This is a genomic window from Streptosporangium sp. NPDC050284 (assembly GCF_044459525.1).
Lineage (GTDB): Bacteria > Actinomycetota > Actinomycetes > Streptosporangiales > Streptosporangiaceae > Streptosporangium.
In genome coordinates, this window is sequence record NZ_JBITIZ010000006.1 from 270229 (window position 1) to 282257 (window position 12029).

At 68.1% G+C, this 12029-nt stretch carries 10 protein-coding genes; 8 read left to right on the top strand and 2 right to left on the bottom strand.

What is annotated here, in order from left to right; genetic code table 11:
- Positions 1-45 precede the first annotated feature (45 nt).
- The gene (locus tag ACIBH4_RS16770; RefSeq protein ID WP_362507269.1) at positions 46-810 is read left to right on the top strand and encodes an ABC transporter ATP-binding protein; all 765 of its coding nucleotides are present in this window, start codon (positions 46-48) and stop codon (positions 808-810) included.
- Positions 800-1618: an ABC transporter ATP-binding protein gene (locus ACIBH4_RS16775; protein WP_362506713.1), complete on the top strand. Its 819-nt coding sequence runs from the start codon at positions 800-802 to the stop codon at positions 1616-1618. Before ACIBH4_RS16770 ends, ACIBH4_RS16775 begins: the two co-directional genes overlap by 11 nt.
- 234 nt (positions 1619-1852) lie before the next feature.
- On the opposite strand, the gene ACIBH4_RS16780 is transcribed toward ACIBH4_RS16775, so the two are convergent.
- The gene (locus ACIBH4_RS16780) at positions 1853-2413 is read right to left on the bottom strand and encodes a DUF4352 domain-containing protein (RefSeq protein ID WP_362506710.1); all 561 of its coding nucleotides are present in this window, start codon (positions 2411-2413) and stop codon (positions 1853-1855) included.
- A gap of 240 nt (positions 2414-2653) precedes the next feature.
- Here ACIBH4_RS16780 and ACIBH4_RS16785 point away from each other — a divergent pair, with 240 nt between their 5' ends.
- Genes ACIBH4_RS16785 through ACIBH4_RS16795 form a run of 3 tightly spaced genes read left to right on the top strand, consistent with a single transcriptional unit; the run spans position 2654 to position 5160 of the window.
- Complete coding sequence (locus ACIBH4_RS16785; protein ID WP_362506707.1) at positions 2654-3517, top strand: ABC transporter substrate-binding protein; 864 nt, start codon at positions 2654-2656, stop codon at positions 3515-3517.
- Positions 3518-3520: 3 nt separating this feature from the next.
- Positions 3521-4369, top strand: a complete 849-nt coding sequence (locus ACIBH4_RS16790; RefSeq protein WP_362506704.1) for an amino acid ABC transporter permease — start codon at positions 3521-3523, stop codon at positions 4367-4369.
- Complete coding sequence (locus tag ACIBH4_RS16795; RefSeq protein ID WP_399172304.1) at positions 4366-5160, top strand: amino acid ABC transporter ATP-binding protein; 795 nt, start codon at positions 4366-4368, stop codon at positions 5158-5160. Before ACIBH4_RS16790 ends, ACIBH4_RS16795 begins: the two co-directional genes overlap by 4 nt.
- A 294-nt stretch (positions 5161-5454) precedes the next feature.
- Here ACIBH4_RS16795 and ACIBH4_RS16800 read toward each other — a convergent pair whose 3' ends face one another.
- On the bottom strand, positions 5455-5877 hold the full coding sequence (locus ACIBH4_RS16800; RefSeq protein ID WP_386211623.1) for a hotdog fold thioesterase: 423 nt from the start codon (positions 5875-5877) through the stop codon (positions 5455-5457).
- A gap of 68 nt (positions 5878-5945) precedes the next feature.
- On the opposite strand from ACIBH4_RS16800, the gene polA reads away from it, so the two are divergent.
- The 3 genes from polA to rpsA all read left to right on the top strand — a co-directional run bounded on the left by polA (position 5946) and on the right by rpsA (position 11960).
- Positions 5946-8681: a DNA polymerase I gene (gene polA / locus ACIBH4_RS16805; RefSeq protein ID WP_362766658.1), complete on the top strand. Its 2736-nt coding sequence runs from the start codon at positions 5946-5948 to the stop codon at positions 8679-8681.
- A gap of 435 nt (positions 8682-9116) precedes the next feature.
- Entirely contained in the window at positions 9117-10232 is a 1116-nt protein-coding gene (locus ACIBH4_RS16810) for a polysaccharide deacetylase family protein (protein ID WP_362766655.1), read from the top strand.
- 219 nt (positions 10233-10451) lie between these two features.
- Positions 10452-11960, top strand: coding sequence for a 30S ribosomal protein S1 (gene rpsA / locus ACIBH4_RS16815; RefSeq protein WP_362506692.1), 1509 nt, complete (start codon positions 10452-10454; stop codon positions 11958-11960).
- The last annotated feature ends 69 nt before the right edge of the window (positions 11961-12029 follow it).

A 12029-nucleotide genomic window follows, 5' to 3' on the forward strand; every position in this document is an offset into this window, starting at 1 on the left:
GGTAAGAACCTCGAGGCGGTCCAGGTGGAACGCGCTGGTCGCGCCATGCTGGAGTTGAGGGGCCTCGTCATGCGGTTCGGCGGTGTCACGGCACTGCGCGAGGTGAACCTCACCGTCAACGAGGGAGAGATCTTCGCTCTCATCGGCCCGAACGGCGCGGGAAAGACCACGGTGTTCAACGTGGTGACCGGCGTCTACCAGCCGACCGAGGGCGAGGTCCGCTTTCTGGACGAGAAGATCAGCGGCATCAAGCGGTTCAAGATCACCAAGCGGGGCATCGCCCGCACGTTCCAGAACATCCGGCTGTTCCACAACATGACGGCGATCGAGAACGTGATGGTGGGCGCGGACGCGCACCACAAGTCGGGCATGGTCAGCGTGGCGCTGGGGCTTCCCTGGCACCGCAGGGCCGAGAAGGACGGGCGCAAGCTCGCGATGGAGCTGCTCGACTTCGTCGGCATCTCGCACCGCGCCAACGAGCACGCCAAGAACCTGCCCTACGGTGACCAGCGCCGTCTGGAGATCGCCCGCGCGCTCGCGACCAACCCGAAGCTGCTGCTGCTCGACGAGCCCGCCGCCGGTATGAACCCGGCGGAGAAGGTGGCGCTGCAGCAGCTGATCCGGGACATCCGCGACGCGGGCCGGACGATCCTGATCATCGAGCACGACATGAGCCTCATCATGGGCATCAGTGACCGCATCGCGGTGCTGGACTTCGGCCAGAAGATCGCCGATGGTCTGCCGGACGAGGTGCGGACCGACCCCCGGGTCGTCGAGGCGTATTTGGGAGCTCCCGCCGATGCTTCTTGAGGTCAAGGACATCCGTGTCCACTACGGCAAGATCGAGGCGCTCAAGGGCATCTCGGTCGAGGTGAACGAGGGCGAGATCGTCACGCTCATCGGGGCGAACGGGGCGGGCAAGACCACGACCCTGAAGACGATCTCGGGCCTGCGCGGCCTGACGTCGGGGAGCATCCTCTTCGACGGCCAGGACATCAGCAAGATGCCCGGCCACAAGCGGGTCATCGCGGGACTGGGGCAGTCGCCCGAAGGCCGGGGAGTGTTCCCCGGCATGACGGTGCACGACAACCTGCTCATGGGCGCCTACACCCGCTCCGGCGACTTCAGCGCCGACCTGGCCGAGGTCTACGAGCTGTTCCCCCGCCTGGCCGAGCGCAGAAACCAGATGGGCGGCACAATGTCCGGTGGCGAGCAGCAGATGCTCGCCATCGGCCGCGCGCTGATGGCCAAGCCCAAGGTGCTGCTGCTCGACGAGCCGTCGATGGGCCTGGCACCGCTGCTGGTGCAGCAGATCTTCGAGATCATCGAGGAGATCAACCGCCGGGGCACCACGGTGCTGCTGGTGGAGCAGAACGCACAGCAGGCGCTGAAGCTGGCCCACCGCGCCTACGTCCTGGAGACCGGGAAGGTGGTCAAGAGCGCGCCCGCGGACGAGCTGCTCAACGACCCCGCCGTGCAGGCCGCCTATCTGGGCGGCGGCGCGGAGATCGACCTGGAGGCGGAGGCAAAGGCACAGGCCGCTCCGGCGGCCTCGGCTCCGGCTCCCGCTCCGAAGGAGAGCCCCGCTCCGAAGGAGAGCAGGGAAGAGTCGCCCTGAGGCCGTGATTCCACGGCCCGCACGGGTCTGAGGGCACCTGACGGGTCCGTCGCGCGCTCCGCGCGGCGGGCCCGTCCGTGCGAGTACGGCGAGGAGCACCCGGTACGGGAGGCTCCCCTGCCCAAGAGGAGCCCGCAGGAAGAGCGTCAGGGCACCTCGGACGTCGAAGACCCCTCACGGGCCCCGGGACCGCTCCGCGCGGCGCCGGGGTGGTGGGGGAGACCGGGGCCGGCTTCAGGGCAGCGGCACCTGCACGCCGTCGGTGCTGCCGGTCACGCCGAGAGGCGGGTCGCCGAACAGCCGGATCGCGGAGACCTTCGCCTCCTTGGGGATGTCGTACCAGAGGTCCAGCTCGATCCTGACCTGGGCGCCGAGCGGGAGCTCGTCGGGCTGCCGCTTGATGGCCTGCGCGAACTTGTCGACCGTGTAGGTGGCGCCGTCGGCGGCGACGAGCTTCTGCCGCTTGGCGTCGAAGCGGGCGTTGGTGCGGCCGGGGTTCTCCACGAGGATCCGCACGACCACGTACTGCCCCTTCGCCTGCCACTCGGCGTGGCTGCCGAAGAAGCCGCTCAGGCCCTTCTGCAGGCCGATCACCTGGAAGCGGGTGTCACCGTCGTTGACCGGCGCGGCTTTGACGGGACTCTCACCCGGCCGCACCGGGCGCGGCGGGAGCTCGTAGGTCGGGGTGGGCGTGGCCCGGGGGGAGGCGGGGCTCGCCTGGGGCGCTCCCGAGCAGCCGGACAGGAGGAAGGCGGCGAGGGCGGCACCGGCAAGCGGCTTCAGGGGATCACGCACATCCGGCAAGGTAGTCGAGGTAGATCCTCTGGTTCAACGGCTCCCCGGATGACGGTTGACGATCAGGCAAGTGCCGACGTCTCGATCCGCGTGGGGGCAGGGTATTGAACAGAGCCCCCTGACCGCGGTTGTTGTCCGAATTGTGTCGTAGTGGTGATCTGCATGGTTATGCAGGTGATGAAGCATGACCTGCACTGAGGTATCCATACAAGAAGCGACATTGACCGTAAGGAGGCCTTCGTGGGCCTGAGTTTTGTTTCCCGTCGTGCGATGGCGGTGGGCGCCATGGTCGTCGCCGGTGCGCTCGGCCTTTCGGCCTGCGGGGGTGGCGCGTCCACCACCGCCAGCCCAAGCGATGGTGCCTCGGCAAGTGCTCCCGCGGCCGCGGAGGGTCCCAAGCTCGTCACTCCCGGCAAGCTGACCACCTGCACCAACCTTCCGTACGAGCCCTTCCAGTTCAAGGAGGGCGACAAGGTCGTCGGCTTCGACGTCGACATCGTCGACCTCGCCGCCAAGAAGCTCGGCCTGACGCAGGAGATCGTCGACATCGACTTCGCCGTCATCAAGAGCGGTGCGGCGATGGCCACCAACAAGTGTGACGTCGCCGCCGCCGGTATGACGATCACCGATGAGCGCAAGGCCAACATCGACTTCTCCGTGCCCTACTTCGACGCCACGCAGGCTCTGCTGGCCAAGAAGGGGACCGGCGTCACGACCCTCGACGACGTGAAGGCGAAGAGCCTCAAGCTCGGCGCCCAGGCCTCGACCACGGGCCTCGACTACGTCAAGGGGAAGGGCTTCGACCCCAAGGAGTTCGCCGACTCTCCCAAGGAACTGCTCGGCCTGCAGTCCGGCCAGGTCGACGTGATCGTCCAGGACCTCCCGGTCGTCCTGACCTGGCTGAAGAAGCCCGAGATCGCCGACAAGTTCGAGCTGGTCGCCAGCCTCGACACCGGCGAGCAGTACGGCGTCGGCCTGAAGAAGGGCGCCGACCCGATCGTGCTCAAGGCGATCAACGACTCGATCACCGAGGCCAAGGCCGACGGCACCTACGAGCAGATCTTCGTCAAGTGGTTCGGTAAGAAGCCCGGCGAGCTCGGCTAATCGATGACCGACCAGCCAAAGACGACTGAGCCCGCTCCTGCCGGGGGCGCCCCCGGCAGGAGCGGGCTCAGTCCCCGCAAGAGGCAGCAGATCAGCAGGGCCGTCCAGTACGTCGTACTGGTGGCCGTGGCGGTCTTCCTCGCCCTGCGCATCGAGTGGGGCAAGCTCGGTGAGAACTTCACCAAGCTCGACGTCGCCGAGAAGACGCTTCCCGACCTGTTCACGGTCGCGCTGAAGAACACGATCATCTACTCGGTCGGCGGTTTCGTCTTCGCCTTCCTGCTCGGCCTGGTGCTCGCGCTGATGCGGCTGTCGTCGGTGCGTCCCTACCGGTGGATCGCGGTCGCCTACATCGAGATCTTCCGCGGCCTGCCCGCGCTGCTGATCTTCCTGCTCATCCTGTTCCTGCCGCTCGCCATCACCGGCCTGGAGATCCCCGGCGGCACGTACGGCCAGGGCATCCTGGGCCTGACGATCGTCGGCTCGGCCTACATGGCCGAGACGCTCCGCGCCGGACTCCAGGCGGTGCCCAAGGGGCAGATGGAGGCGGCGCGCTCGCTGGGCATGTCGCACACGCGGGCCATGGTCTCCATCGTCATCCCGCAGGCCGTTCGCATCGTCATCCCGCCGACGACCAACCAGTTCGTGTCCCTGCTCAAGGACTCCTCGCTGGTGTTGTTCCTCGGCGTCTCCGGCGACTACGTCGAGCTCACCAAGTTCGGCAACGACACGGCCTCGACCTATGCCAACGCCACGCCCATCCTGGTCGTAGGCGTGACGTATCTACTGGTCACCATCCCGCTGGGCTACCTCGCGTCCCGGCTGGAGAGGCGACAGGCGAGGGGACGGTGACAGTGAGCTCAGCGAATCCGGAAACCCCGGAGGCCCCGGCGAACCACGCGGTCGAGATCCGTGACCTGCACAAGTACTTCGGCAAGAACGAAGTCCTGCGGGGCATCGACTTCGCCGTCGACCCCGGCCAGGTGGTCTGCGTGATCGGCCCCTCCGGCTCCGGCAAGTCCACGCTGCTGCGCTGCGTGAACCTCCTGGAGCAGCCCACGTCGGGCAAGGTCTTCGTCCACGGCGTGGAGCTGACCGACCGCGACGTCGACATCGACGCCGCCCGCCGGGGCGTCGGCATGGTCTTCCAGCAGTTCAACCTGTTCCCGCACATGACCGTCCTGCAGAACGTGATGATCTCGCAGCGCCGGGTGCTGAAGCGGGGCAAGGCGGAGGCCGAGCGGATCGCGAGGGAGAACCTGGAGAAGGTCGGCATCGGCGAGAAGTGCGACGCCTTCCCCGCCCAGCTCTCCGGCGGGCAGCAGCAGCGCGTGGCCATCGCGAGGGCACTCGCGATGAGCCCGGCGCTGATGCTCTTCGACGAGCCCACCTCGGCGCTCGACCCCGAGCTCGTCGGAGACGTGCTCACGGTCATGCGCAAGCTCGCCGAGGAGGGGATGACCATGCTCGTGGTCACCCACGAGATGGCGTTCGCGCGCGACGTGGCCGACCGGGTCGTGTTCATGGACGGCGGCGTGATCGTGGAGGACGGCAGTCCCGAGCGGGTGATCGGCGCGCCCCAGCACGAGCGTACGAAGACCTTCCTGCGCCGCGTGCTCGACCCGACGCACACCGACATCTGACGCGCGTCGGCGGCCAAGCCCGCCCCCGTACGGCCCGCGCCCGCCCGGCGCGGGCCGCACGGCAGGCCCGCGAACCCCAGGGCGTGTGGACCCGGCGAGCCCGGGGGAGGCCTTTGGCGCCATACGGAGCTTCCCCGACCCCGTACGTTTTCTACTCGGCCTCCCCACGGGCATCACCGTCACCCACCGTAGCGGACCGGTTGCGCGAGGAAGGCAAAAAGGCGGTCGGAATATGATCGAGGACGAGATGTGATCAGGCGATCGGCGGACGTGATCGGGCGCGATTCGGACGCCTCAGGCGTCGCGGAGCATGCACGTGAGGCGTGAGGTGCACACCCTGCGGCCCTGCTCGTCGAGGATCTCGACGTCGTAGGTGGCGAGCGTACGGCCGCCGTGGATCCGGGTGGCGACCCCGGTGACCAGCCCTGACGTGGCCGCGCGGTGGTGGGTGGCGTTGATCTCGATACCCATCGCGACCCGCCCGGGACCCGCGTGGAGGGTCGCTCCCGTCGACCCCAGGGTCTCCGCCAGCACGCACGAGGCGCCGCCGTGCAGCAGGCCGAAGGGTTGGATGTTGCCCTCGACCGGCATCGTGCCCACCACCCGCTCGGCATCGGCCTCGGTGATGACGATGCCCATCAGCTCCACCAGCGTGTTCTTGTACGAGGCGCCGAGCGCCTCCTCGATCCGCCGAGCGGCTTCCTCGGGGTCTGTCACGGTCAAAGGGAAGTCTCCTGTCGTGCGAGGCCAGGTTTTCTGTCGCACCAGGAGACTAGGCTTTCTTTGTGCCGAAGAGCGAAGCGACCCCCACTCGACCGTGTCTCCTGCTGCTGGATGGGCATTCACTGGCCTATCGGGCGTTCTATGCCCTGCCGGAGGAGAATTTCTCCACCAGCACGGGCCAGACGACCAACGCGGTCTACGGTTTCACCTCGATGCTGGTCAACGTGCTCCGCGACGAGCGGCCGACCCACATGGCGGTCTGCTTCGATCGCTCGGAGCCGACGTTCCGGCACGAGGAGTACGCCGACTACAAGGCGAACCGCAGCGCGAGCCCCGACAGTTTCCGCAGCCAGATGAGCCTGATCCACGAGGTGCTCGACGCGATGGGCGTGCCGCACCTGTCGCTCGCCGGCTACGAGGCCGACGACCTGATCGCCACCCTCGCCACCCGCGCCGCCGAGCAGGGCATGAACGTGCTCGTCGTCACCGGCGACCGCGACGCGCTGCAGCTCGTCGACGAGCGGATCACCGTGCTGATGACCCGCGTCGGCATCAGCAACATGACCCGCTTCACCCCCGAGGCGGTGCTGGAGAAGTACGAGCTCACCCCGGCTCAATATCCCGACTTCGCGGCCATCCGCGGCGACTCCAGCGACAACCTGAAGAACATCCCCGGTGTGGGCGAGAAGACCGCGGCGAAGTGGATCCGCGAGTTCGGCTCGCTGGAGGAGCTGGTCAACCGCGTCGACGAGGTCAAGGGCAAGGTCGGCGACAAGCTCCGCGACCACCTCGACCAGGTGCTGATGAACCGGCGCCTCACCCAGCTGATCCGCGATGTGCCGCTGGAGCACGAGGTCACGAGCCTGCAGATCGGCACGACCGACCGCGACGAGATCAACAAGATCCTCGACACGCTGGAGTTCCGCGGCGAGATCCGCGACCGGCTGTTCAAGACGATCGGCTCGCCCGAGGCCGAGGCGGAGGAGGGCTTCGAGGTCGAGGTCGTCACCCTGGGCCCCGACGAGGTGGCCCCGTGGCTGCGCGCGCTGCCCGAGGGCCGCGCCGGCCTCGCCTTCAAGGGCACCTACGGCAGCGGCACCGGCCGTGTCGACAGCATCGCCGTCGCGGCGGCCGGAGCGGGAGCCGGCGCGGGGGAGGGGAAGGCGGCCCCGGGCGGCCCCGGCGCCGCGTTCATCGACCCGACCACACTGACCGAGGCCGACGAGGCGGCTCTGCGCGAGTGGCTCGCCGACGCCTCGAAGCCCAAGGCCGTGCACGACGCCAAGGGCCCGATGCTCGCGCTGTGGGCGCAGGGCATGGAGCTGCGCGGCCTCACCTGCGACACCGCGCTCGCGGCCTACCTGGCGATGCCGGGGCAGCGCTCGTTCCCGCTGGAAGACCTCGTGCGGGTCTACCTGCGACGCGAGCTGCGCGGTGAGACCGACAACGGCGGCCAGGCGAGCCTCTTCGACGACCAGGACGACGACGGCGCCCACGACCTCGCCCTGCGGGCGCTCGCGGTCGGCGAGCTCGCCGACGCGCTGGAGACGTTCCTGGAGCCGTTGGGCGGCACCCACCTCATGCGCGACGTGGAGCTGCCGCTCGTCACCGTGCTCGCCGAGCTGGAGCGGGTCGGCATCGCCGCCGACAGGGAGCAGCTCAGCGGCCTGGAGGCCGAGTTCGGCGCCGCGGTCAAGCAGGCGGTCGAGGCGGCGCACGCGTCCGTGGGCGGCGAGCAGTTCAACCTGGGCTCGCCCAAGCAGCTCCAGGAGATCCTGTTCGTCAAGCTCAACCTGCCCAAGACGAAGAAGACCAAGACGGGTTACACCACCGACGCCTCCGCGCTGGCCTGGCTCGCCGCCCAGACCGAGCACGAGCTGCCGACGATCATGCTGCGCCACCGCGACCAGGCCAAGCTGAAGGTCACCGTCGAGGGCCTGATCAAGGAGATCGCCGACGACGGCCGCATCCACACCACGTTCAACCAGATCGTGGCCGTCACCGGCCGGCTCAGCTCGGAGAAGCCCAACCTGCAGAACATCCCGATCCGCACCGCCGAGGGCCGCCGCATCCGGCAGGGCTTCGTGGTCGGCAAGGGCTTCGAGACTTTGCTCACCGCCGACTACAGCCAGATCGAGCTGCGCGTGATGGCCCACCTGTCCGGTGACGAGGCGCTCATCGCCTCCTTCGAGTCCGGGCACGACTTCCACATGGCCACCGCGGCGAGGGTCTTCGACGTCGAGCCGGAGAAGGTCACCGGGGAGATGCGGGCCAAGATCAAGGCGATGAACTACGGCCTCGCCTACGGCCTGTCCGACTTCGGGCTCTCGGAGCAGCTCAACATCCCGGTCTCCGAGGCGCGGGCGCTCAAGGAGGAATACTTCGAGGAGTTCGGCGGCGTCCGCGACTTCCTCAACGCGATCGTCGCGCAGGCCAGGAACGACGGCTACACCGAGACCATCCTCGGCCGCCGCCGCTATCTGCCCGACCTCAACAGCGACAACCGCCAGCGCCGCGAGATCGCCGAGCGGATGGCGCTCAACGCGCCCATTCAGGGGTCGGCCGCCGACATCATCAAGGTCGCGATGCTCAACGTGCAGGGCGCGCTGAAGGAGGCGGCCCTCGGCTCCCGGATGCTGCTGCAGGTCCACGACGAGCTCGTGTTCGAAGTGGCCCCGGGCGAGCTGGAGACCCTGCGGGAGCTGGTCACCGACCGGATGAACGCCGCATACTCCCTGCGCGTCCCGCTCGCCGTCTCGGTGGGCGTCGGCCGCACCTGGGAGGACGCCGGCCACTGACGGGTCCCCGGGGCGGCTCCGGAGGACGGCCGGCGGGCACTGACGGCCTCTGGGGGGCGCCCGACTCCTGAGGACGGTCGGCGCCGTCCCAACCGGCTCTCGGCCGCATCTGGGAGGCGCCGGGCGCCGACGGTGCCCGGGGCCCGTCCGCCGGACACCGCCCAACCGGCTCTCGGCCGCGCCTGTGGAGACTTCGGGCGCCGACGGCCCATTCGGCGGGCACCATCCCACAGGCTCTCTCACAAACTTGTGAGGACGTCGACCACCGGGAGCCTCACCGGTCCCACCTGGGAGGACGCCTGGTCCTGGCGATCATCTCCCGGATGGGGAGAGACCGTTTCCGCCCCGTCGGGCCCCACCGATCGGCCGGGCCTGTCCGAAGCCTGTTCTAAGGTGGTGATCCAAGCCGGAAAGCTCGACGGGCACGGGAGTTCAGTGCGGAGTACGACCCCCCTGACGAAGATCATCATGCTGGCCAACGTGCTGGTCATCGCGGTGGCGCTGACAGGGCTCCTGGTCCTCCCGTCCGCCTCGGCGCCGCCCGGCGCCCCCCGGCAGGGGACGGCGAGCGGTCCGCCCCCGACCTCCTCCGCGTCCCCCTCGCCGACACCCGACCTGCCCTCGGCCGAACTGCCGCCGCCGATCACCGCCTCGGCGGAGTTCGCGCGGCAGGTGAAGGCGAACGAGGCCGGTGTGGTCCCGATCCTGATGTACCACCGGATCACCCGCAAGCGGCTGGCGTCGATCGACCGCACCCCCGCCCAGGTGCGCAAGGAGCTGGAGAGGCTCGCCAGGGACGGCTACGTGCCGGTCACCGCACGCGAGTTCGCCACCGGCAGGATGGACATCCCGGCGGGCAGGTATCCGGTCGTGCTCACCTTCGACGACGGCCATCCCAGCCACTTCGCCCTTGAGGCGGACGGCACCCCGGTCAAGGACACCGCGGTCGGCATCATCTACCAGGTCGCCGTGAAGTATCCCGGCTTCCGGCCCGTCGCCACCTTCTGGGTCAACCAACAGCCGTTCGGCCTGCGCGAGCAGAAAGATCAGGAACGGGCCGTGCGATGGCTGGTCTCGCGGGGCTTCGAGGTGGCGAACCACACCTGGGGCCACCCCCACCTGCCGAGCCTGCCCAAGAAGAAGATCGCCGAGCAGCTCGCCAGGGTCGAGCGGCTGCTGAAGAGACTCGGCGTGCCCCCCTCGGAGACGCTGGCGCTGCCGTTCGGCGCGATGCCCCGCAAAAGATCTACCGTGCAGTCGGGAAAATGGCACGGCGTTTCCTATCGGTTCAAGGGCGTCTTCCTGGCCGGCGCCGAGCCGTCGGTCTCGCCGTTCGTCAAGGGCTACGACTGGCGCGCGATCCAGCGGATCCAGAGCAACGGCAAAAAGGGGGAGTGCCGCAAGTGGTGTTCGGACCACTGGCTCGGGTGGTTGAACAAGCATCCCGGCGAGCGTTACACGGCCGACGGCGACCCCGAACGCATCTCCATCCCGGACAGGCTTCGAGGTAGTATCAGGGCGGACCAGAGGAAGAAGATCAACGCTTATTAAGCGAGATCGTTATCCTTCCGGCACGTGGGCGCATAGAGTCGTTGGATTGACCATACCCGTCTGGTCTCATATGCTGATCGCTGCGTTGTGGGCTCGCGCGTGTCTCGGACGGAGTGGGCTCGCGCTCGATCACGCCGATACTTTTCTTCGGCTGACGGTAAGAAGCCTGCCGCGCGTTCGCCACATCGACATCTGTCCGCGTTCGGAGCAACTCCACACATGACGAGCAGCACTGAGGCCACCTCGAGCACCCCGCAGGTAGCGGTCAACGACATCGGCTCCGAGGAAGAGTTCCTCGCAGCGATCGACCTGACCATCAAGTACTTCAACGACGGCGACATCGTCGAGGGCACCGTCGTCAAGGTCGATCGAGACGAAGTTTTGCTCGACATCGGCTACAAGACCGAGGGTGTCATCCCCTCGCGAGAGCTCTCGATCAAGCACGATGTCGACCCGGCGGATGTCGTCGAGGTTGGCGAGCACGTCGAGGCCCTTGTTCTCCAGAAGGAAGACAAGGAAGGCCGCCTGATCCTGTCCAAGAAGCGCGCTCAGTACGAGCGGGCCTGGGGCACGATCGAGAAGATCAAGGACGAGGACGGCATCGTCACCGGCACGGTCATCGAGGTCGTCAAGGGTGGTCTCATCCTCGACATCGGCCTGCGTGGCTTCCTGCCGGCGTCCCTGGTCGAGATGCGGCGCGTCCGCGACCTCCAGCCGTACGTGGGCCGCGAGCTCGAAGCGAAGATCATAGAGCTCGACAAGAACCGCAACAACGTGGTTCTCTCCCGCCGTGCCTGGCTTGAGCAGACCCAGTCCGAGGTTCGCCAGACGTTCCTCAACACCCTGCAGAAGGGTCAGGTCCGCAAGGGCGTCGTCTCCTCGATCGTCAACTTCGGTGCGTTCGTCGACCTCGGCGGCGTCGACGGTCTGGTCCACGTCTCCGAGCTCTCCTGGAAGCACATCGACCACCCCTCCGAGGTCGTCGAGGTCGGCCAGGAGGTCACCGTCGAGGTGCTCGACGTCGACATGGAGCGCGAGCGCGTCTCCCTGTCGCTCAAGGCGACGCAGGAAGACCCCTGGCAGCAGTTCGCCCGCACCCACCAGATCGGTCAGGTCGTTCCGGGTCGCGTCACCAAGCTGGTGCCGTTCGGTGCGTTCGTCCGCGTCGAGGAGGGCATCGAGGGCCTGGTCCACATCTCCGAGCTGGCCGAGCGCCACGTCGAGATTCCCGAGCAGGTCGTTCAGGTCGGCGACGAGATCTTCGTGAAGATCATCGACATCGACCTTGAGCGCCGCCGGATCTCGCTCTCGCTCAAGCAGGCGAACGAGGGTGCGATCGGCGCCGACGTCGAGTTCGACCCCACGCTGTACGGCATGGCGGCGACCTACGACGACTCGGGCAACTACATCTACCCCGAGGGCTTCGACTCCGAGACCGGCGAGTGGCTCGAAGGCTTCGACAAGCAGCGCGAGGAGTGGGAGCGGCAGTACGCCGAGGCTCAGACCCGCTTCGAGGCTCACAAGAAGCAGGTCGAGGAGGCCCGCAAGGCCGAGGCCGAGGCGGGCGAGGCGGCCCCCACGTCCTACTCCGGCGAGACCCCGGCTCCGGGTTCCACCGGCTCCTCCTCCAGCGGCAGCAGCGGCTCCTCCGCTCCGGCGGCAGGTGCCCTCGCCTCCGACGAGGCTCTCGCGGCCCTGCGCGAGAAGCTCGCGGGCGGCCAGAGCTGACCCGGTGCCGACGGCGCTGACAACGCGGTAGAAGATCGAAGAAAGGGCCCCGCTCCGGCGGGGCCCTTT